This window comes from Frankia sp. AgB32 (genome assembly GCF_023243045.1).
Taxonomy (GTDB): domain Bacteria; phylum Actinomycetota; class Actinomycetes; order Frankiales; family Frankiaceae; genus Frankia.
In genome coordinates, this window is record NZ_JALKFX010000004.1 from 21,304 (window position 1) to 42,840 (window position 21,537).

General features: G+C 70.3%; 12 protein-coding genes. 4 read left to right on the forward strand and 8 right to left on the reverse strand.

Annotated features, from left to right (window positions below):
• Nucleotides 1–2: 2 nt before the first annotated feature.
• Complete coding sequence (gene hrpB, locus MXD60_RS02245) at nt 3–2,693, forward strand: ATP-dependent helicase HrpB (RefSeq protein ID WP_248817155.1); 2,691 nt, start codon at nt 3–5, stop codon at nt 2,691–2,693.
• 100 nt (nt 2,694–2,793) lie between these two features.
• Here hrpB and MXD60_RS02250 read toward each other — a convergent pair whose 3' ends face one another.
• The 4 genes from MXD60_RS02250 to MXD60_RS02265 all read right to left on the reverse strand — a co-directional run bounded on the left by MXD60_RS02250 (nt 2,794) and on the right by MXD60_RS02265 (nt 7,810).
• A complete protein-coding gene (locus MXD60_RS02250) occupies nt 2,794–5,553 on the reverse strand; it encodes a helix-turn-helix transcriptional regulator (RefSeq protein WP_248817157.1) in 2,760 nt (919 codons plus the stop codon).
• A 73-nt stretch (nt 5,554–5,626) separates the two neighbouring features.
• Complete coding sequence (locus MXD60_RS02255; protein WP_248817159.1) at nt 5,627–6,910, reverse strand: cation:proton antiporter; 1,284 nt, start codon at nt 6,908–6,910, stop codon at nt 5,627–5,629.
• Nucleotides 6,911–6,952: 42 nt separating this feature from the next.
• Nucleotides 6,953–7,543, reverse strand: a complete 591-nt coding sequence (locus tag MXD60_RS02260; RefSeq protein ID WP_248817161.1) for a response regulator transcription factor — start codon at nt 7,541–7,543, stop codon at nt 6,953–6,955.
• An 84-nt stretch (nt 7,544–7,627) separates the two neighbouring features.
• Entirely contained in the window at nt 7,628–7,810 is a 183-nt protein-coding gene (locus MXD60_RS02265) for a hypothetical protein (protein WP_248817163.1), read from the reverse strand.
• A gap of 381 nt (nt 7,811–8,191) precedes the next feature.
• On the opposite strand from MXD60_RS02265, the gene MXD60_RS02270 reads away from it, so the two are divergent.
• Both MXD60_RS02270 and MXD60_RS02275 read left to right on the forward strand, forming a co-directional pair.
• Nucleotides 8,192–8,593 carry a hypothetical protein gene (locus MXD60_RS02270; protein WP_248817165.1) on the forward strand — a complete coding sequence of 134 codons (402 nt, stop codon included), beginning with the start codon at nt 8,192–8,194 and terminating at the stop codon, nt 8,591–8,593.
• A gap of 1,468 nt (nt 8,594–10,061) precedes the next feature.
• Nucleotides 10,062–10,271 carry a hypothetical protein gene (locus MXD60_RS02275; RefSeq protein WP_248817166.1) on the forward strand — a complete coding sequence of 70 codons (210 nt, stop codon included), beginning with the start codon at nt 10,062–10,064 and terminating at the stop codon, nt 10,269–10,271.
• Between the two features lie 589 nt (nt 10,272–10,860).
• On the opposite strand, the gene MXD60_RS02280 is transcribed toward MXD60_RS02275, so the two are convergent.
• Nucleotides 10,861–12,270, reverse strand: coding sequence for an MFS transporter (locus MXD60_RS02280; RefSeq protein WP_248817167.1), 1,410 nt, complete (start codon nt 12,268–12,270; stop codon nt 10,861–10,863).
• A gap of 163 nt (nt 12,271–12,433) precedes the next feature.
• Between MXD60_RS02280 and MXD60_RS02285 the strand changes: the two genes are divergently transcribed.
• Nucleotides 12,434–13,111, forward strand: coding sequence for a TetR/AcrR family transcriptional regulator C-terminal domain-containing protein (locus tag MXD60_RS02285; protein WP_248817168.1), 678 nt, complete (start codon nt 12,434–12,436; stop codon nt 13,109–13,111).
• Here MXD60_RS02285 and MXD60_RS02290 read toward each other — a convergent pair.
• The 3 genes from MXD60_RS02290 to pks2 all read right to left on the reverse strand — a co-directional run bounded on the left by MXD60_RS02290 (nt 13,060) and on the right by pks2 (nt 21,522).
• Nucleotides 13,060–14,055, reverse strand: a complete 996-nt coding sequence (locus MXD60_RS02290; RefSeq protein ID WP_248817169.1) for an alpha/beta hydrolase — start codon at nt 14,053–14,055, stop codon at nt 13,060–13,062. The two genes, MXD60_RS02285 and MXD60_RS02290, sit on opposite strands and share 52 nt — an antisense overlap.
• A 94-nt stretch (nt 14,056–14,149) precedes the next feature.
• Complete coding sequence (locus MXD60_RS02295) at nt 14,150–15,274, reverse strand: SDR family oxidoreductase (protein ID WP_248817170.1); 1,125 nt, start codon at nt 15,272–15,274, stop codon at nt 14,150–14,152.
• On the reverse strand, nt 15,271–21,522 hold the full coding sequence (gene pks2 / locus MXD60_RS02300; RefSeq protein WP_248817171.1) for a sulfolipid-1 biosynthesis phthioceranic/hydroxyphthioceranic acid synthase: 6,252 nt from the start codon (nt 21,520–21,522) through the stop codon (nt 15,271–15,273). The genes MXD60_RS02295 and pks2 overlap by 4 nt, the downstream gene beginning before the upstream one ends.
• Between the last annotated feature and the right edge of the window lie 15 nt (nt 21,523–21,537).

Consider the following 21,537-nt stretch of genomic DNA (forward strand, 5'->3'; position numbering starts at 1 on the left):
GCATGTTGCCCGACCTCACGGTCGCCGGGGCGGACCTGCCCGTCCGGGCCGCCCTGCCCGCGCTCGTCGCCGCGCTGACCGCCCGCGACCAGCACGGGTCGGGCGGGGCCGCCGTGCTGGTGGCTCCGCCTGGCACGGGCAAGACGACGCTCGTCCCGCTCGCGCTCGCCGACCAGGTCCCCGGCCGGGTGCTGGTCGTCGAGCCGCGGCGGATCGCCGTGCGCGCTGCCGCGCGGCGGATGGCCAGTCTCGCCGGCGGTGGCCTGGCGGGCGGTGCCGGGGCTCGCGCGGATGGCGCGGGTCGCGGCGGTGCCGGTGCCGTCGGTGGTGCGGTCGGCTACACGATCCGCGGCGAGCGCAGGGTCGGGCCGTTCACCAGGGTCGAGGTGGTCACGACGGGAGTGCTCGTCCGGCGGCTGCAACGCGACCCCGAGCTGCCTGGCACCGACGCGGTCATCCTCGACGAGTGCCACGAGCGGCACCTGGACGCCGACCTGGCGCTCGCGTTCCTGCTCGACGCCCGTGCCGCGCTGCGCCCCGACCTGCTCCTGCTCGCCGCCTCCGCGACAGCCGACACCCGGCGACTCGCCGCGATGCTCGGCGCGCCCGGCGAACCCGCGCCGGTCATCGGGACGGACGCCTCGATGTACGACGTCGAGGTGGTCTGGGCGCCCCCACCAGGGGTTATCACCCCGGCGCACGGTCTGCGGGTCGACCCGAGGCTGCTCGATCACGTCGCCGTGACCGTCGGGCGCGCGCTGCGGGAGACCTCCGGGGATGTGCTCGTCTTCCTGCCCGGAGCAGGTGAGATCGCCGCCGTCGCGGGCCGGCTCGCCGGGCACCGGGACGTCGTCGACGTGCTCACCCTGCACGGCCGCCAGACCGGCGGGGCGCAGGACGCGGTGCTGCGCGCCGGCCCACGCCGCCGGGTCGTGCTGGCCTCCGCGGTCGCGGAGAGCAGCCTCACGGTGCCCGGCGTGCGGGTCGTCGTCGACGCCGGCCTGGCCCGCTCCCCCCGGATGGACCACGCCCGCGGACTGGGCTCGCTGGTCACCGTGCGGGTGTCGCGGTCGTCCGCCGGCCAGCGCGCGGGCCGAGCGGGCCGGGAGGCGCCGGGCCGGGTGTACCGCTGCTGGTCCGCCGCCGAGCACGACCGGCTGCCCGCCCAGCCGGAACCGGAGATCGCCGTCGCCGATCTCACCGCCTTCGCCCTGGAACTGGCGGTCTGGGGCCACCCTGGTGGCGTGGGACTGCCGCTGCCCAGCGACCCTCCCGCTGGCGCGATGGAGGCCGCCGGGGTCCTGCTGCGGGCCCTCGGCGCCGTCGACGAGACCGGCCGGATCACCCCGCGGGGACGCTCGATCGCCCAGGTCGGGGCACATCCGCGGCTCGCGCGGGCGCTGCTCGACGGCACCCGGGCCGTCGGCGCCCGCCGCGCGGCGGAGGTCGTGGCGATGCTCTCCGGGGACGGGCCGGCGGGCGGCCCCTCCGATGACCTCGTCGCCGCATGGCGCCGCCTGCGCAACGACCACGACCGCGCCGCGACCGCCCGCTGGCGGGAGGAGGCCAACCGGCTGCGCTCGGCCACGGAAGCCGCAACCGCCGGGCCAGGAAAACGCGTCGGGCCGCGGGAACCCGCTCTGCCTGCCGGCCCCGTAGGGCTCGCGGGGCCCGCCGCGCGGGAAACCGGCGGGATATCCGACGATCTCGCGGCGGGGCTGGTGGTCGGCCTCGCCTTCCCCGAGCGGCTCGCGCGGGTCCGCGAACCCGGCAGCTCGAACTACCTGATGGCCGGCGGGACCGGTGCCGAGCTCGCCACGGGCTCGGCGTTGACCGGGGTGGAATGGCTCGCCATCGCCGTCGCCGACCGCGGGCCCGGCCGGACGTCCGCCCGGGTGCGCCTGGCCGTCACCCTCGACGCGGCCACCGCGCGGGAGGCGGGCGCGGCGCTGCTGCGCACCGAGGACGAGGTCGCCTGGGCCGACGGCAACCTCGTCGCCCGCCGGCTCGAGCGCCTCGGCGCGATCGTCCTCGCCGAACGCCCGGTGACCAGGCCCGACCCGTCGCTGCTGCGGGCCGCGGTGCTCAACGGGCTGCGCGACGCGGGCCTGTCCGTGCTGCGCTGGAGCGCCGACGCACTCGCCCTGCGCGACCGGCTCTCGTTCTGCCACCGGCTGTTCGGCGCTCCCTGGCCCGACGTCACCGACGCCGCCCTGCTGGACTCCGCCCCGGGCTGGCTCGGGCCGGACCTCGACGGCGTGCGACGCCGCGCCGACCTCGGACGCATCGACGCCGGCCACGCGCTGCGCCGGCTACTGCCCTGGCCACAGGCCGCCCGCCTCGACGAGCTGGCACCCGAGCGGGTCGCGGTGCCCAGTGGCTCCCGGGTGCGCCTCGACTACAGCGGTACCAGCGGCGCGCCCGGCCCCGTGCTGGCCGTGAAGATCGCCGAGGTGTTCGGCTGGGGACGGCTACCCGCCGTCGCCGACGGCCGCGCGCCCCTGGTCCTCCACCTGCTGTCGCCGGCGGGCCGCCCGGTGGCAGTGACGAGCGACCTGGCGTCCTTCTGGCGCACGGGCTACCCGCAGGTCCGCGCGGAGCTACGCGGCCGCTACCCCCGCCACCCCTGGCCCGACGACCCGACCACAGCCCCACCAACCCGCCGCGTCGCCCCCCGCCCCCGCGGCCGCTGACCCGCCGTTCGGCGTCGCCCCACGAGCCTTACCCGCCAGCGGTCAGGTGCGCGCAGATCACGGAACGCCGTCACCGAGCAGCTCATGGGCGCGGCTGTGATCACGGGACATGTTCCGACAGACACGCGGATAGTTGAGTGCGACGGCGAATGCCCAGCTTTCGGTAGGCGCGGGTGAGGTGTTGTTCGACGGTGCTGACCGTGATGAAGAGCTTGCGCGCGATCTGCTCGTTCGTGGAGCCTCGGGCGGCAAGTGTCGCTACTCGCCGCTCCGCCGAGCTGAGCCGGCAACCGGGCGGATCAGCCTCGCCGAGGGGGTCCGTCCCCGCCGCCTCCTCGGCCACCGCCGCCGGTGGTTCCGGCGGGAGTGGCGCGGCGCATCGGTCCGCCAGTGTCCTTGCTCTGTGGGTGTGGCGGCGAGCCTGGACGGAGTCGCCCAGCGCGTCGTAGGCGCGTCCCAGGTCGGCGAGCGTGTACGCCAGGTTCAGTGAGTCGCCGCAGCGGACGAGGATGTTCACCGCTTTCAGCAGCACCGGCGGGCGCTCGTCCAGGCGGAGGGTGGTCGCCAGGGCCCGGTAGGCCAGGGCTCGGGTGCGCAGGTGGCTCGTGGGAAGCATCGACAGTTGTTCCGTCAGAAGCTCCCTGGCCTGTGCCGGGAGACCCTTGTGCAGATACGCATGGGCGGCGTTCGTACGCCACGACACTGCGGACGGACAGTCCACCCCCCAGAGCTTCATCAGGTGTCCGGCCGCCAGCGAGTCCTGGAGAGCGGCGCTGTGGCGACCGCGCGCGAGATGGAGACGGCCCCGGGCATCGAGGTAGGCCACTCCCCCCAGGGTTCCGAAGGCGGCGCTGGGAACGGGAAAGTCAAGATGGTCTTCGGCCTTTTCCAGGTTTCCCATCGCCGTGGCGGTGAGGATGAGGAGTGAGAGCGGGACGACGATGGCCGCTCCCCAGCTCTCGCGGGGCAACAGCTCGAGCGCGGCGTACGCCTGCCGCTCTGCGTTTACCAGATCACCGAGCCGGTAGTGGATCTCCGCCCGCGCCGAGGTGAGCATGGCGTTCCACACGATCCCGTACGTCTCCCGCATCGAGGCGAGAAGGGCATCGCACCACACCGACGCCTTGTCGAGATTGTCGGAGTAGATCAGGACCATGAGTGCGGCGAGTGATGGTGCCGGGTTCGCCGCCCCGGCCAAGGCCTCTCGCAGGACGAGTTCCGCGGCGGGAGCGGCTCCTTCCACGTCAGCGCCCCGAAGCACGGCCCCGAGTGCAGCCGCAGCCCGATCTTCGGGAGCGCTGAGGCCGCCATCCGGCCGGGCCACGTCCTCGGGCCGCCAGGCAGGCGCGATTCCCGGGTACGTGAGCGGGAGCCACAGCCGCAGCTGTTCGGCGTAGGCGGCGGCGCCCTCACCGACCTCCGCGCAGGAGTCGTCACCGAGGCGCGCCATCACCCGTGTCGCCTGCACCACCTGGCCGTCCCAGAGCAGGCTTCGGATGACAGCGACCGACTGCCGGTCGGAGAGCTCGCCGTGCTCGGCGGCCGCGACCAGGTCAGGGAGGTAGCCCTTCACCGCGGTGGGGTCGTACCGCCACATGACGTCAACGAGCTGCACGGCAGTGTCGATCCGCTCCTGCCCGTCCGCGCACTCACGATGCGCTCTCTCCAGGTAGCTGATGGCTGCCTCGGGGTCGCCGGCGGCCAGAGCCTGGTCGGCGGCCTCACACAGCACCTGCTTCGCCCAGGAGACCGCTTCGTTGATACGCATCAGGTGTTCGGCCGTCACGAGGGCCGGGGCCGACTTGTCGTGCAGCAGGCGGACCGCCCGCGTGCGCATGGCGTGGCGCTGCTCCTGCGGGATGCTGCCGAGAACGGCCTCCCGGACGCTCACCTGTCCGAGCAGCTCATGCGACAGCAGACCACCGATGCCGGGTGACTCGGCGATCCGGCCGACGGATTCCGAGTCCATCCCACAGAAGCCCGCGACGACGGCCGCCGATCGGAACTCCCCCAGCGTGGCGATGGCCTGCGCGATTTCGAGCACGACGGGCTCAGCCCGGTACAGACAACTCAGCACGGCGTTGCCGAAGGCCCGGCCGGCCACCGGCCGCCGCTGCGCCACCACCTCCGAGGTCCTGTCCAGATAGTCCTCGGCCAGCGCGTGCACCAGTAGCGGTCGGCCGCCGCTGAGAATTCTGCATTCGGCCGCGATCCGGCCCGCGACCTCCAGGTTGAAATGCTCCTCGAGTACCGTCGCGACTCCCGTCTCCGAGAGCGGCTGGAGGTCCAGCTGAGTGCAGTTCGGCATCCTGAGGATCTCGGCCTGGAGGATCCGCTGGATGCTGTCCCGGCCCATGTCCGGACAGTACGTGAGAACGATCGAAAGCTGCCCGTTGCCCATTCGACGCATGAGTGCCAGCAGGTACTGCAGCGACTCGACGTCCATGAAATGAGCGTCGTCAATGCAGATGACCACCTGACCGCTTCCGGCCAGATGCCGGAAGGCACCGAACAGCCGGCCGAGGATCGGCGACGAGATCTCACTGTGCGCTCCCGTCTCACCGACGCTCTTCGTCAGCGCACGCACCTCGAGATCCAGACCGTCCGAGAAGAGCCAGCGCCCGCGGAGGAGCTGATCTATGACGCCGAGCGGCTGATGACGCTCAAAACTCGACGCCGCAGCCTCCAGGACCGTCACGCCCGCGTCGGCGGCATCCCGGGCGAAGGAACCCAACAGGGCAGTCTTGCCGCTTGCCAACGGGCCGCCGATGGCGACCAGCCCGCTGCGACCCGGCGCACACTCGCTGTAGACCTGCGCCAGTATCTTCTCTTCGGAATCTCGTTCGACCAGTTTCTCCATCACTTCTCGCCGTCTCACAGGGACCGGGGCGCAGAGGTGCCCGACGAATGCACGCGATTGCGTATGAGAGATGTCAGGAATAGTTCTGCGCTCCAGTGGCCAGTACGAGCTCCTGGCCGGACGGCGGCGTCAGCAGCGTCCGTCTGCGGTCGATCGCGGTGACGAGCGGCCCGGTCATGGCGGTCGTGACCAAGGCCATGAGGACGAGGACCGTGAACAACCGCCCGCCGATGATTCCCGCGCCCAATCCCACGTTCAGTACGATGAGTTCGGTCAGGCCCCGGGTGTTCACCAGCGCGCCGATCACGGCCGACTGCCGGCGGTCGAGACCGCCCAAACACGCCATCGCGAAACCTACGACGACCTTTCCGAGAATCCCGCACACGACGGTCACTGCAAGCAGGACCGCGTCGGAAGCATTCAGCGCACCAATGTTGATGCTCAGCCCGGTAACCACGAAGAACAACGGAAGCAACGGTCCCCCGGCCTGTTCCATCGAACGCAGCACGTCGGCGTCCGGAGCGCCCGCCGGCCTGGGCATGACGAGCCCGGCGACGAAGGCCCCGAAGATCGGGTGCAGGCCGAGGGAAGCCGTGGCCCACGCCGCGCCCGCCGCGAGCACGAGTGCCACCGAAACCTGACTGGACAGCACGGCGCCTGGACGCCGCGTCCACCACATCAGCACCGGGCGCACCGCCAGCATCATCAGCGCGACGAAACCCGTGAGTAGTGCCATCGTCGCAGGCCAGGGCCGACTACCGGCGGCATCGGTACCAGCGAGCGCGGCGGCGAGAACGAGCCAGGCGGACGCGTCCATCAGCCCTGCGGCTGACGTCGCGACATCGCCCACGGGAGTCCCGGCAAGTCCACGTTCCCTGACGATCGCCGCGAGGACGGGGAGCGCCGTGATCGACGTCGCGACGCCAAAAAAGAGGACGAAGGAACGGCCGTTGGTGTGCTGGCCGTCGAAGCTGCTGAGGCGCTGCATTCCCAGGGCTATGCCCGAACCGAGGGCCAACGGGACGAGCATCGCGCCGACGGAAATCAGCGAGACCGGCCGACGGTACCTGCGGACGGACCGCAGGTCGATTTCGTAGCCCACGCCAAACACGAAGAGCACAACGGCGATCTGGGCGATCACCGAGATGAGGGGCACCGCCTCAGCCGTAAAGAGGCGGTGCGTTGGATCTCCGGGAAGCCTGCCGAGCAGGGTCGGCCCGAGCATGATTCCTGCGGCAATCTGGCCAATCACGGTGGGCTGTCCGAGACGGCGTGCGAACGCACCTAGCAGACTCGAGGCTCCGAGCACGATGGCGATATCACCGATAACATCGGCGGTCACTGCTTCCATGTTCATTTCCATCCCCAACAGGTGGAGCAAAGCCGGTGAGCAGGACCATCAAAGCCAGCGCGCGTCTCTCGCGATCCGCAGCGCGTCGATTCGATTGCGGGCACCCAGTTTTGCCACCAGGGAGGACAGGTAATTGCGCACAGTCCCCTCGGAGAGGTGGAGCTGCGTCGCGATCTCGACAATCGTGTCTCCGTAGGAGAGCCGCTCGAGTACCGAGATCTGGCGTGCGGTGAGCGGGCAGCCGGAGTTTGCGACGGCCGCGACGGTCAGTTCTGCGTCGAAGACACGTTCACCCTGATGGACACGGTTCAGGGCTTCAAAGAAATGGTTCGGCGAAACGCTCCGCTTCACCATACCATCGACCCCACCAGAAAAAGCCTGGCGAATGATCGATCGGGTGAAGCTCTCAGCCAGGACCAGACTCCGGCACTCGGCCAGGCCCGCTATCTTTTCGGCAACGCCGATGGCACTGCTGTCCGCGCCGTCGAAGCTTATGACCGCAATATCCGGCCGATGAGTCTCCGCGAACGCCAGCGCGTCGGTGTCGCCGCCGACAGCCCCGACGACCCGGAGCTCCTCCTGCTGCTCGATTAGCGCGGTCAGCGCGCTTCGGGACAGTAACAATTCATCTGACACCATTACTCGGATTCTCATCGATCCCCTTGAAGTGAGAGACGGCTCACTGGTGGAGCGAGATCAGTTCCGGGCGAATATCACGCCAGTTCAGTGCGGAAGCGGCACCTTCAACAGGCCGTCGAGACCGTCGGCACCGCTCGGATCGTGCCAGACGTCAACAGTGAACGAACTTTTGCTGAATGCGATCCCCGTAAACGCCAGGATGGAGGCCGGATCTTCCGCCAGGCCTACCATGAACCGCGGATGTAAAAGTGAAGCAACGACCAGCACGGCCGCTCCATTCGTCCGGCCAACGGGAACTCGAAGGAACACCGGTCCGGGCGCCGGCCGACATCATCCGGCCGGCGATGGAAACCCGGCCCTGCCCGGACGTCCGAGACGACGCTCGCCAGGTACACCATGGTCAACCCGTCCTCTTTGGAGGTCGACGCTCGTCGAAGATGGCCACATACAGCCGCACCACGCCGAGTTTGCGACCCGGCAGGTGCCCGTTAACAGCTTGTCCAGCGAAACCACCGGGGGTCACGGTGATCTTGGATATGCCGACGGACTTCTCGACAGGCAGAATTCGGCGGAAGTTTCCTGGAAAGACTCCGGTCAGACTTGCTCCATTCATCACGCCGCAAGGCAGGCACTGCGCCGGAGCATCACATGATCGCGCTGCGACTCGGGAAGGTGCCGATGCCGTCGGCGCGTCGGCAGATCTCCCTGCTCAGCGCTTCCTGCGGGTCCGAAGACCGATCTCCCGGCATGGACGGTGAACGCGAGCAGGCCGAACTCTTCCTCGTCACGATGCTCCGCGACACCGTGGCCAGCGGGTCGGGAATTCTCGGCGGCATACACCGAAGTCGGCAGGTGTTCGACCCGGCAGCGCCGTTTCGCATCCATTCCGGGGAACAGGAGCCCGGCCGCGACTTCGGGATCACCAGCTCGCCGGACCCAGCCTGCGCTTCCCGCTCCGCGACCGAGCGCCATTCCGAAGGTTCAGCCGGTCCGGAGGCACCTCCCCACTCTTCCGTTGCCGCGCAGTCCGTCCACCTCAACGCCCGTTAGCGCCTCAGCAAACCGTCGCGCGATCGATCCCAGCAGATCCGAACCGTCCGCTCCCAGTTCTTACCGAACCTCTCGGCACAGCCACAGTCGGACATAGGCCGCCGCATACCTTCCGCCTCGAGTCGCTTTCGCGGATTTCTCGCGAGGATCTCGCGGTGGTCGCTCTACGTCACCGCCCACTCCACCGAGCCTGCCATACAATGATTACACTCCGTACACCACATCCTTTGAACTCCGCTGTCGAAGATAGTCAACTTTGATGTTTCGAGCAAGAGGATCCAGGCAAATGATTGGCACATCCGGTTCCGTTGAATTGGTTGCGGAGCGAAGGAGGTCTGGCAGCGAGGCGCGGATTCGCAAAAGGACGAAGAACGACCGGCCGACCACGTGATCAAGAGGGTGTCCGGTGGACCCGACGAATCGCCTTACCCGCTTCCGCCGGCCATCTCCGACGGTCAGTACATCAGCCCTGGTAGAGGCGTTGGTCCCACCCGGAGGTTGAGTGCACGCGCAGAGTTGACCTTGGCAGGCCCGTAGTCGATCTCCTGGGTCAGGAAAAAACCTGTCGATCCGCGCGACCATGGCGAGGACCGGTCAGAATAGGTCGGCGACCACCCGACTGACCTAGTACGGGGGGGGCGATGCGGAGTATCAGATTCCAGACACCCGGCCAAGAGGCAGAGGAGGGGCGGAAGGCAGAAGCCGTGGCCGTATCGTCCACGGGACGCTGTGGCGCTGCGACTCACCGGCGGCTTCTCGCCGCAGCAGGTATCGGACCGGCCTGGCGGGAGATTTCCCGCCAGGCCGAAGAAGGCCCTGGTCGCGGGGACGATCTGCCTACCGCTTTCCGTCCAGGTACGCAGGCCAACCACACGCGCAGCTGAGGCACCCGCTGCGCCTCGGCGCGGGGAGCGGGACGAGGCGGATCGTCGCGGCCGAAGCCGGCCGGATGCCCGCGTGGTCAGCACTCCGAGCGCCCTGTCGAGGCCCGAGGATCGGGCATTACCCGGAACCCGAGCAAGCAACCTGACCGTCAGGAGAAGGTGGGGGCGCCGGCCAGCCACCCTCGTCGAGCGGCGGACGCGTCTCGCCCGCCCGATGGCGACCAGCCGCCCGAAACGAACGTATCGAGATGGCTGGACGTGATCGGTCCATCATTTCCAACGGTGTCCCGCCAAGATGGATTTGCCGGCACTGTCCGAAATGCTGGTATCTGCGCCGAGCAGACTTACCGATTCTGTCGTCTCGCCGTGCTTTCGAACCGCTGCTGCGGCGGACATTGGGTTGGAATACAACACGCACGAAACTCGACAGTCCGCTGCCTTATGGCGTGGTTGGCGCACCATTGGATTGAGCTGGCCGGCGGCAGCATTGTGCAGACAGCCAGGACGCCGATGGACCGGCTACTTGCGGAGCATGAACACGCCGCTCGGTGAAACGGGATGATTCGGTCGATTAGGCCATCGACGTGGTGCGGCCTGGTGCCGTGGCCGACGAGGTTCGCCCGGTTCTGAGTGGCACCCGAAGCGGCAGCCGCCAGAGCATCGGCGCCGCCGACTCGCGACGGAACCCGCCGAACCTGACGGAGTTCCTGGTCGTCGAGGGGCGGTCGACGACATCCACCAGCAGGGCCCGCACGTCCCGCTCCGCGCGGCGGGCGTCGCCCTTCAACGCCTGAAGAACCGGATGACCAGCACGGATCCGGAATGCGAACCGAAGAAGCCCGCGCCGCGTATCTCTCCGCGATCGCCAACGGGCGACGACCGCGGAGGCGGGCGAACCGAGCGTGGTGTTCGGCATGCAGGAGTTCGAGCCCTTTTACCGCCGGCCCCGGCCGGGACGGAGATCGGCCGCGGCCGGCGGGAAACGGGGGGTCGGAAGCGTGAATCGCGTCGGCGGATGCGGGCGCGACCGGCCGGCTTGTCCAGGGAGTGCACCATCTGCTCGCCGCCTTCGACCTCAACGGCGATCGGCTCTACGGGCAGGTGATGACGCCAGGAGCCGGAGCGTGTTCCTGGCGTTCCGCTGCTATCCGCGCGGCCCAAGCGCGCCGCGGCCCCGAATCGGGAACGCGGGGGAATTCCACTCCGGCCATGATGCCAAAAGTGTCCGCGCAGTGGTCACACGGTCGGTGATTCCAGCTGAAACAGGTTCAGACGTCGTCCTACGTTCGGTCCAAGAGAAATCCGATGGCCTGAAGGGAGCCGACCGAACCTGGATCCATCGCGACGTGGATCAGGCAACGAGCGCCGACACCGCGCTGCGGGTCAGGTCCGCGTGGCTGCGGTCTGGCCTTCGAACGGCTCCGGACTCTTCTCCTCCTTGGCCGCCGCCATCGCCGGCAACGCGAGCGCAGCCAGCCCGGCAATGAGCATGAGCCCACCGTTCACGAGCAGGGCGATGCGATAGCCCTGGACCAGCGCGTCCAGGTGGCCCTTGTTCTGGCTCGCATGGGAGGTCACCCTGGACGCGACGGTCACGAGCACAGCGAGACCTACGGCTCCGCCGATCTGACGGGAGGTGTTGAGCAGACCGGAGGCAGCCCCGGCGTTCTTGGGATCCACACCGGCGGTGCCGCTGATGGTGACGGCCAGCAGCATGATGCTGATGCCGAAACCGCCTACGAGGTTGGGGAGAAGGATGTGCGACACGTAGGCGGAGTGGGTGGGAAGGGTGCCGAGCCAGGCGATCCCCGCGGCGGCGAGAAGGCCTCCGGCCACCAGCAGGTTCCGGGGGCCGACCACGGGCATGAGCTGTCGGGCGGTGATGCCGCCGATGATGAAGACGACGGTGACGGGCAACATGGCCATGCCGGTTCGCAACGCGCTGTACCCGAGAACCTGCTGGCAGTACAGGGACAGGAAGAAGAGCAGGGCGGTCAGCGTCACACCCAGGCAGAACATGAGCAGATTCGCGATCCGCAGCGTCCGCGGCCGGAGCAGGTCAAGCGGGATGAGCGGGTGGGAGCCCCTGGCTTCGACCCACAGAAACGCGGCACCAAGGATCACGGCCGCCACCAGCGACACCACGGTGTTCGGTGAATCCCAGCCCTGGGCGGAGGCTTCGGAGAGGCCGTAGGTGAGCGCCCCGATCCCAAGGGTTACGCAGAGGGCGCCGGGCAGGTCGAGCTGGGTCCGCTGCGTGCCGACGGACGAACGCAGGAACATCACGCCGGCGACGAAGAGCACGACGCCCGGAGGCACGTTCACGAACAGCACCCAACGCCAGCTCAGTTCGGCGGTGAGAACCCCTCCGAGCACCACGCCGGCCAGGCCGGCGACCCCGCCCATCATGCTCCACAGTGACAGGGCGTGCTCGCGCTCACGTTCGTCCGTGTGACTGGCAGTGATGAGACTCAGGCTGGTGGGAGCCAGCGCCGCAGCACCGGCGCCCTGGACGATCCGGGCCACGATCAGAACGATCGGGTCGGTCGCCAGGCCACCGATCAGACTGGCGACGGGAAAGACGACCGCGCCGAACAGGTACACCCGTTTGTGCCCGAAGAGGTCACCGGCCCTGGCTGCCAGCAGAAGGAAGCCCCCCAGGGTGAGCAGGTAGCCGCTGACCACCCATTGCTGCTGGTCGGTCGACATTCCGAGCCCGGCTCGCATGTCCGGCAGCGCCACGGTGACGATGGTCGAGTCGAGCACGACCATGAACAGAGCGAGACAGGACATGGCCACGACCACGCCGAGGGGCAGATTCGGCCGTAGTACAGGGGGCGGGAGTACAGGGGACGTTGCCGCAACTCGGGCCTCGGACATGAAGTCTCCTCCGCGGTTGACCACGAGTGAACGACGTTCACGTGTACGGCGTTCACGTTACGATGCCGCCTGGAAGGTGTCAATCAAGGGGGTCTCGATGCCGCTACGCAAAGCTGACGTGGTCCAGGAGGCACTGCGTTTCCTGGACGCCGAGGGCCTCGACCAGCTCACGATGCGCAAGCTCAGCGCGGCGCTCAACGTGCAGGCTGGGGCTCTCTACCGGCACTTCCCGAACAAGGAAGCCCTGCTCGACGCCGTGGCTGACAAGATCGTCGAGGGCATCGGCAGCCCGCTGCCCGACCTGCCCTGGCCCGAGCAGATCCGGATTCTGGGCAGCCGGCTCCGCACGGCCCTGGTCAGCCACGGCGACGGCGCCCGGGTGGTGGGCGGCACGTTCGCTCCCGGGCCCAACACTCTCATCGGTTCGGACCTGGCCATCCAGGTGCTCTGCGGGGCAGGCATGCCCCCCGACCAGGCCGCGTGGACAACCTTCGCGCTCTTCTACTACGTGCTCGGCCACACCATCGAGGAACAGGCCCAGCTGCGGCTGCCACCCGACCACGACTGGCGGGCCCGCACCGAGCGACTCGGCATCGAGCTGTCACCCCAGTACGCGGCGGCATTCGACGCACTGACGGGCACGGACCCCGAGGAACGGTTCGACTACGGGCTGAACATCTTCATCATCGGGCTCTGCCACCTTCATGCGACCCAGCCTCCCCGCGAGGCAGCAGTTCGCGATACCTCGCCCTGAGCGCCATCGGGCGGCTCGGCGCCTTCCTGGCCCAGCAGCCCGTCCAGTGCCCGGAGAACCCGCTGGGCGCACGCGGCCGCCGCCGGAACCACGCCCTGCATCAGGAAGTAGCCGTGGACCAGTCCCTCCCCCGGGACATGGTGTACGGGGACTCCCGCGGCACGCATCTTCGCCGCCAGTTCCATGCCCTCGTCGTGCAGCGGGTCGTACTCGGCGGTGGCGAGGACGGTGGGTGGCAGGTCCCGGAGGTCCGCGTTCAACAGGTCGACGGCCGGGTCGGCGCGCCGACGCGGGTCGGGAACATACCGCTCGTAGTTCCGAGCCATGTCGTCGACGCTCAGCAGATAGCCCTTGCTGCGCTCACTGGCGGAGGCAAGGATCAGACTCGGGTCCACTGGCGGGTAGATCAGCAGTTGCGCCGCGAAGCGGACATCGCGCGCTTCGAGGACGACGCCCAGCGACAGGCTGCCGCCGGCGCTGTCACCCGCGATCACGTGCGTTCGACGGGGGAAGGACAGCGCTGTCCACCGTGCCGCGGCGATGGCGTCGTGCAGGGGCGTGGGATAGGGAAACTCCGGCGGCCGACGGTAGTCGACCGAGACCACGACCGCGCCCAGCGACGCCGCCATGGCCCGGCAGACCCAGTCGTGGCTGTCGAGGTCTCCCAGCGCCCATCCGCCGCCGTGCAGGAAGGTGACCACCCGCCCGCCGACCGACTCCGGGGTGTAGACCCTGACTCCGAGCGCGGCTCCGTCCGGACCGTCGATCAGCCGATCGGCCGAGGTGACGGCCGGTCCGGCGCCGGCCTTCTCGCTGTTCGGGCGCACCGCGTTCGCGCGATACCGCTCGCGGGCCTGCTCGATGGTCAGTTCGTGGTCCGGAACCGAGGGCCCGTCGGAGCTCTGCCAGGCGATCAGGTGCCGGAGTAGTCGGTCCAGGGGCATTGCGCATCTCCCACGGGCTCGATCGGCGGGTCGGTCAGGCGCACACTTCTTCCGGACGCCCTTCGGATCTTCCGGGCGCCCTTCGGACGGCTACTCAGGCGAGAACCCGAGGCCGGGCCGGCGGCAGCGGGGCGAACCGGGTGAGACCGCGAGCGACCAGCCGATCGAAGAACTCCTCGTCAAGGGCGTCCGGCTCCGGGGACGAGCGCCGGAGGACGTCATAGGTGTGGTCGCTACGGAACGAGGGCAGCGTGTACCCGGGTTCCAGGCCCAGCATCCGAAGGCCGATCGGACCCATGTGCATCAGCGGTGCGACCTCGGGGTCGTCCCGGCGCTGCTCGGCGAGCTCCCACCATTTCCCGGGCGACACCTCCGCCAGCTGATACCCCGCCCGGCGCAGCGCGTCGAAGGCGTGCATGAGCGAGACGGGCCGGGGCTTGACCAGGTGATAGGCCAGGCCGCCCGGCTGACCGACGGAAAGGCGCGCGGTGTGCCGTGCGACGAGATCGACCGCCTCTCCGGGCACCGCCTCGGCCCGGTCCGGCGCACAGCCAATCGCGATCATCGCGCGCAGCACTGGCATGAGCAGGTCGGAGCTGGACGTGTCGCCGGTCAGCGAATGCCCGGTGACCAGTCCCGGGCGGTAGATCGTGCTGACGACACCACTGTCTCGGGCCCTGGTCACCACGCGTTCGGCGGCGACCTTGGAGCGCGGGTAACCGAGTTCCCCCGCGGTCTCCATGGACGGCCGGGTGGCCTCGTCCACCGCGGCGAGCCCCGCCCCGACCGCTTCGAGGAAGACGGCCAGCGTGGAGACGTAGTGGAAGCCGACCGGGAGCCCCGAACGTTCGGCGACGGCCGTGGCCAGGCCGATCAGTTCCTTCGTGCCGCCGACATTGGCCGGCGCGAGCTGCGCGTAGGCCGCGGTGAGGTGGACCGATGCGGCGCAGTGGAAGATCTGGGTGACCTGGTCGGCCAGCTCGTTCCAGACCTGCGGCGTGAGGCCGAGCCGGGGCGACTCGAGGTTCGCCGGGATGGCTACGAGCCGTGCCGGGTCGTCCGAGCCGACCTCGGCCATCCGGGTTCGCAGCCGCCGGTCGGCGGTCGCGGCATCCGTCGCCCGGACGAGGCAGTAGATGCGATGGGGTTGTTCCAGCAGGGCGGCGGCGAGGTGGCCGCCGAGCGATCCGGTCGCACCGGACAGGATGATCGCGGTCATGCCAGCTCCGAGGTGCCGATAAGGACTGCCAGGTGCTGGGCCAGCGCCTGTGCCGAGTTGTTCTCGACCACCGCCTTGGGGGCGATGCGTATTCCGAGGTTGGTCTCGATCCGGGTCCGCAGCTCCAGGTTGCCGAGGGAGTCCAGGCCGTAGTCGTTGAAGGGCCGGCTGGGGTCGACGGCACCGCGGACGATCGCCGCCGCCTCGCCCGCCACGAACCGGCGCAGCCACCCGATCCGATCGCCGGTCGGCAACGCCTCGAACGCCAGCCTGAGCTCCGAGGACTGCGGGTGGTCGCTCCGGTTGTCCCGGAACGCCGCCGCGAACGGGCTGCGCCTGGCCAGCGAGGCCAGCCAGGGCGCCCGGGAGAGTGGGAGGTATCCGGTGTAGGGCCGGGTGTAACGCAGCAGGGTGTCGAAGGCGTGGACCCCCTCCTCAGGGCTGATCATGGTGGTGTCGCCGGCCTCGGCCAGGACGGCGCCCTTCCCGATCTCGTCCCAGGCGCCCCACGCGATCGTCGTCACCGGCAACCCCTGCTCGTGCCGCCAGGCCGTGAAGCCGTCGAGCCAGCTGTTCGCGGCGGCGTAGGCGCCCTGCCCGGGCGAGCCGAGCAGCGCGGCGGCCGACGAGAAGCAGCAGAACCAGTCGAGTTCGTCCTTCTCGGTGGCCTGGTGGAGGTACCAGGCGCCGTAGGTCTTCGACGCCCAGTCCCGGTCGATCAGCTCGCGGGTGATGCTCGGAACCGTCGCGTCATCCACCACGGCCGCGCAGTGCAGGACGCCGCGCAGCGGCAGGCCGGTGGCCCTGGCCGCGGCCACCAGCCGGTGCGCGGTGTCCGGAGCCGAGATATCCCCTCGCTCGACGTGCACGTCAGCGCCCGCGTCGCGCATCGCCTGGATCTCCCGGGCCGCCCTCTCGCCGGGCGCGGACCGGGAGTTCAGCACGATCCGACCGCAGCCCGCCGCGGCCAGGTGACGGGCCAGGCGCAGACCGAGACCGCCCAGTCCGCCGGTGACGACGTACGCGCCGTCGCCACGGAACACGGGCACCCGGTCCGGCGGACGCACCGCCGCCGTGCCCTCTTCCACCCCCGTGGTGAGCACGAGCTTGCCGAGGTGCTGGGCCGCGGCCATCTGGCGGACCGCGGTCGCCGCCTCGCCCAGCGGGAGCGACGTCGTCATCGGCGGTGCCAGCTCGCCGGCCGCGATCCGGTCGGCCACCTCGCGAAGGAGACGACTCAACCTGCCCCGGTCGGCCACGGCCATCAGTTCCAGGTCGATGCTGAAGAAAGCCAGATTGCGGCGGAAGGGTGCCAGGCCCAGCTTCCCGTCGCGGTAGATGTCGCGCTTGCCGATCTCGACGAAGCGGCCACCGAAGGACAGCAGGTCGAGGCTGGCGCGCTGCGCCGCGCCGGTGAGGGAGTTCAGGACGACGTCGACGCCGGCCCCGCCGGTGTCCTCGCGGATGCGGTCGGCGAACTCCAGGCTGCGGGAGTCGTAGACGTGCTCGATCCCCTGCGTGCGGAGCCATTCCCGGCGCGTCTCGCTGCCGGCCGTGGCGTAGATCTCCGCGCCGGCGTACCGGGCCACCGCGATCGCCGCCTGGCCCGTTCCGCCCGTCGCCGAGTGGATCAGCACCCGCTCGCCCGAACGCAGTCGGGACAGGTCCATGAGCCCGTACCAGACGGTGGCGTACACCGCCGGGATGGCGGCACCCTGCTCGATGCTCAGCTCGGCCGGCACCCGCGCCGCCAACGCCGAGCCGATCGTCGCGTGGCTGGCCCAGGCCCCGTCGGTGGCAGCACCCGTCATCACCCGATCGCCGACCTGGAACTCCGTCACCGCGTCGCCGATCCGGACGACGGTGCCCGCGCAGTCGACGCCGAGTGCCGGCGTCACGCCCTCGAACGCGAAGTAGTTTCCGTGGGCGTAGAGGACGTCGTGAAAGTTGACGCTCGCCGCGCCGATCTTGATCTCGATCTCGTCGGCGCCGGGTGCGCGGCGCGGCACCACGGTCAGTTCCAGCGAGTCCAGGTCGCCTGGCTGGCGAATCTCCATCCGCGCGCCGTCGGCCGGACCCTCGACGGTGGCCGGGTGGCGTTCGCCGGCCGCGAGCGGGGCGTGCTGGAGCCGCGCCGCGTACCAGCGGCCCGCGCGCCAGGCGGTCTCGTCGTCCGCCGAGTCCGACGTGAGCTCCGCCGCGAGGTTCTTCGCCGCCAGGCCGTCCGCCTGGTCGGTACGGACGTCGATCTGGGTGGGCCGCAGGTCGGGGAACTCGGCGCCGATCACGCGGAGCAGGCCACGGACCCCCGCGTGCTCGAGGTTGACCAGGTCGCCGGGCAGAACGCGCTGCGCGCTCCGGGTGATCGCGTACAGCCGGGACGGGGTGCCGTCCGCGCCGGCGAGATCCTGCGCGACCGCGACGATCGAGGCCACCAGGTCGCGGCCGCGGGCCACGGCCTGCGCGTCGGCCGGCCCGGCCGGCGGCGGGCAGAGCAGCACGACGCCGTGCCAGCGCGCGTCGGAGAGGGTGGCCTTCGTGCCGCGCATCGGCCACGGCCGGATCTCGCAGCGGCCGCCCTGTTCGCGCAGCGCCTCCGCGAGCTCGTCGGCGGCGGGCACGGACTGGGGCGACGCCAGGATCAGCCAGGGCTCGGCGACGGGCCGCCCCGTCGGCTCCGGCGGCTCCTGCTGCTGCCAGCTGATGGTGAGCAGCCGCTCGTTGAGCAGCTGGCCGGCGTTCTCCTCGCCGTCGGCGTGGCTGCCCAGTACCAGGCCTTCGACGGTGAGCAGGACCGCGCCGTACTCGTCGGCCAGCTGGAGGTCGGCGACCACCCGGTTGCTGTCGCTGGAGCGGAGCTGGGTGAAGCAGTACTTCGCGCCGCTGGCCGGGGACCACAGCGCGACTCGCCGTACCTCCAGCGGGAGGAAGAGGCCGCCCGCACCGTCGCCCGCGACGGCGGGCAGCGCGGCGACGGCCTGGAAGCAGGCGTCGAGCAGGGCGGGATGGACGGAGAAACCGTCGGTGCCGCTGCGCAACGGCGACGGGAGCGTGATCTCGGCCAGGACGGTCTGACCGCCGTCCGCGGCCGTGCCCTGGTGGGCCACCACCGCCCCCTGGAAAGCCGGTCCGTACTGGATGCCGCGCTCGGTCAGGGTGTCCCGCAGGTCGTCGCCCGACAGCCGCTCGGTGTGCTCCTCGAGGAGCAGATCGATGTCCAGCGGTACGGGCTCGGTCCGGTCCGCCGGCGCGGCGTGCAGGGTGGCGGAGGCGAGCCGGGCCCGCTCGTCGTCCTCGGTGGTGGTCGCCTCCCAGCGGGCCTGCCCCGGGCCGTCCGCCGCCGCGGACGTGGTCAGGTCCGTGTTTCCGCTGAGCAGCAGCATCCGCTCGAACTTCAGGTCGTGGACCTCGGCACCGGGCCCGAACACCGCGGCGGCGGCGCTCAGCGCGGCCTCGCAGTGCGCCGCGCCCGGGTAGGCCGCGACGTCCCGCACCCGGTGGTCGGTCAGCCAGGGAAGTGCAGCGGTACCGACGTCCGACTGCCAGGCGTGGCGCTCCTCCTCGTCGAGACGGATGTGCACGCCCAGCAGGGGGTGGATCCTGACCGTGTGGACCGGTCGCGACTGGCCGGGCCGGACCAGCAGGTGCTGCCGGGTCCAGGTCGGCAGCGGGGCGTCGACCAGTGCGCCGCCCGGATACAGGGCGGCGAAGTCGACGCCGCCGCCCGCGGCGTGCACCTCGATGAGGCTGTCCAGCAGGCCGTACGGGGTCTCCCGGGCGCGGCGCACGCTCGCGATGGCGGCGACGGCCAGGTCCATCGACCGGGCGCACTGGTCCACCGCCCGGGTCAGCAGCGGATGGGGGGAGAGTTCGAGAAACACCCGGTGGCCGTCGTCCAGCGCAGCCATCACCGCGTTGCTGAAGCGGACGGGCTGACGGAGGTTGCTGACCCAGTAGTCGGCGTCGAAGGACGGCTGGACCCGCGCGTCGTCCAGGGCGGTGCCGTACACCGGCACCGCACCGGGGGTCGGCGCCAGATCAGCCAGCCTGTCGGCGATCTCGCCCAGGATCGGGTCGACCTGCGGGGAGTGCGAGGCGACGTCGACGGCCACCTCACGGGCCAGCACGCCGCGGCGCTCCCACTCCACGATCAGGTCGCGGACCCGCTCGGTGGCTCCGCCGATCACCGTGGACTCCGGTGAGGCGATGACCGACACCACGACGTCGTCGAGGCCTGCCAGTTCCCGCTCGACCGCTGCCGCGGGCAGCTCGATCGAGGCCATCGCACCCACGCCGGCCAGCCGCATGCACGCCCGCGAGCGGCGGCAGATCACCTTGACGCCGTCCGCCAGGGAGAGCGCTCCGGCGACGACAGCGGCCGCGACCTCGCCGAGCGAGTGCCCGATCACCGCGCTCGGCCGGACGCCGGCGGCGCGCCAGGCCTCGGCGAGTCCCACCTGCATGGCGAACAGGGTCGGCTGCACCCGGTCTATACCCGTCACCGTCTCCGCCGAGGTCATCGCCGCGGTCACCGAGAATCCCGACTCCCGCTGGATGAGTGGCTCCAGCTCCGCGAGCACGGCGGCGAATGCCGGCTCCGTCGCGAGCAGCGAGGCGCCCATGCCCGCCCACTGGGAACCCTGGCCGGAGAACAGCCAGACCGGGCCGCGTGCGTCGTCGCCCGCCGCCGGCGTCGGGGGGCGCTCGGCGACCTGGTCACCGAGGCCGCGTAGACCCGCGATCAGCTCGGCCCGGTCCGCGGCGATCACAGCGGCGCGCACGGCGCGGTGATCGCGGCAACGGGCCAGGGTGTACCCGAGGTCGGACGGTTCGACCTCGTCATGGGTGCTGAGCCAGTCCGCGATGCGCGTCGCGGTCGGCGCGAGTTCCTCCACCGAGGTCGCCGACACCGGGAACAGCAGCCGGTCACCCGCGCGGTCCTGGGCCGGCCTGCCCACGGCTGGCGCCTCCTCGAGGATCGCATGCGAGTTCGTGCCGCTCATGCCGAAGGCGGAGACCGCGGCCCGCCGGGGCCGGTGCTCGTCCGGCCAGGGCTGCGTCCCGCCGGGCACGAACAGCCCGGTGTCCAGCGAGCTGATCTCCTTGTTCAGCTCGTTCAGGTGCAGCGTCCCCGGCACGACACCGTGCTGGAGCGCCAGGACCGCGGTGATGAGTCCCGCCGTGCCCGCGGCGGACTCGGTGTGGCCGATGTTCGACTTGACCGAGCTCACGGCACACCTGCTGGCGCGGCCGTACACCTCAGCCAGCGCTCGGAACTCGATGGGGTCGCCGACCGGGGTCCCGGTGCCGTGCGCCTGCACCAGCCCGATCGTCTCCGGCTCGGCACCCGCGTCGGCCAGGGCCGCCCGTTGCACCGAAACCTGGGCGGACTCCGACGGCATGGTGATCGTCTCGGTCCTGCCGTCCTGATTCGACGCGACCCCCTTGATCACCGCGAGGATGCGGTCACCGTCGGCCAGCGCGTCCGAGGCCCGTTTCAGCAGCACCATGCCGCAGCCCTCGGACCGGACGAAACCATCCGCCGCCTGGTCGAACGGGCGGCACCGGCCGGTGGGTGAGAGCATTCCCAGCCCGGACGAGGACACCGTCGCGTCCGGAACCAACATGATCATGCAGCCGCCGGCCAGCGCCATGTCGCTCTCGCCGCTGCGGATGCTCTGGACCGCCAGGCTCACCGACATCAGCCCCGAGGAGCAGGCGGTGTCGATGCTGACAGCCGGGCCGGTGAGGCCCAGTGCGAAGGCGATTCGCCCCGATCCCATACTCGGGGCCGAGCCGGTGAACCCGTAGGGGTGGATCTTCTCCTGCTCCTGCGGGCCGTGGCAGGCGAGGGCGTAGTCGAAGTGCGCCATCCCGACGAACACCCCGGTGCGGGTACCGGCCAGCGCGGACGGCGGAATCCCGGCATGCTCGGCCGCCTCCCAGGCGGTCTCCAGCAGGACTCGGTGCTGCGGGTCGACCGACAGGGCCTCACGCTCGCCGAGTTTGAAGAACTTCGCGTCGAAGCCCGCGACATCGGTGAGGAAGCCACCCCACCGGGATACCGTCCGGCCGGGCACGCCTTTCTCCGCGTCGTAGTACTCCGCCGCGTTCCAGCGATCCGCCGGGATGTCTGTGATCGCGTCACCGCCGCGCTCGATCAGATCCCACAACGCCTCCGGGGAATCGATTCCACCCGGAAACCGGCACCCAATTCCAATAACTGCGATGTCCTTGGTATCCGACACGACGACTCCTTTTTA

Coding starts and splice junctions, on each gene's coding strand:
- hrpB (WP_248817155.1), top strand. CDS start 3: ATGTTGCCCGACCTCACGGTCGCCGGGGCGGACCTGCCCGTCCGGGCC.
- MXD60_RS02250 (WP_248817157.1), bottom strand. CDS start 5,553: ATGGAGAAACTGGTCGAACGAGATTCCGAAGAGAAGATACTGGCGCAG.
- MXD60_RS02255 (WP_248817159.1), bottom strand. CDS start 6,910: ATGAACATGGAAGCAGTGACCGCCGATGTTATCGGTGATATCGCCATC.
- MXD60_RS02260 (WP_248817161.1), bottom strand. CDS start 7,543: ATGGTGTCAGATGAATTGTTACTGTCCCGAAGCGCGCTGACCGCGCTA.
- MXD60_RS02270 (WP_248817165.1), top strand. CDS start 8,192: ATGATCGCGCTGCGACTCGGGAAGGTGCCGATGCCGTCGGCGCGTCGG.
- MXD60_RS02280 (WP_248817167.1), bottom strand. CDS start 12,270: ATGTCCTGTCTCGCTCTGTTCATGGTCGTGCTCGACTCGACCATCGTC.
- MXD60_RS02290 (WP_248817169.1), bottom strand. CDS start 14,055: ATGCCCCTGGACCGACTACTCCGGCACCTGATCGCCTGGCAGAGCTCC.
- MXD60_RS02295 (WP_248817170.1), bottom strand. CDS start 15,274: ATGACCGCGATCATCCTGTCCGGTGCGACCGGATCGCTCGGCGGCCAC.